This window comes from Streptomyces sp. SID9727 (assembly GCF_010550605.1).
GTDB lineage: Bacteria > Actinomycetota > Actinomycetes > Streptomycetales > Streptomycetaceae > Streptomyces.
The window spans coordinates 1-245 of record NZ_JAAGNI010000120.1; the positions used below are offsets into that span (position 1 = coordinate 1).

1 pseudogene is annotated in these 245 nt (G+C 79.6%); it reads right to left on the reverse strand.

Annotated features, from left to right (window positions below):
• Positions 1-245, reverse strand: a pseudogene (locus G3I41_RS07485) (pyridoxal phosphate-dependent aminotransferase); the annotation flags it as partial.

The window sequence follows — 245 nt, forward strand, 5'->3', positions numbered from 1 at the left end:
TCCGGCGGGGCGACCGTGGCGGTGGGGTCGTCGGCCACCGAGAGCAGCAGCAGCCTGGGCCGGCCGCCCTCGGCGCGCACCCGCCGCACGGTTTCGAGCAGGGCGTACGGGTCGGGCACTCCGCCGCACTCGGCGGGCGTGGGGACCTGGTAGGCGGGCCGGCCGAGCAGCCTGGCCTGCGGGATCCAGGAGGCGGGGCAGGGGCGCGGCAGCAGCACGTCGCCCCCGTGCGCGGCGATCAGGGC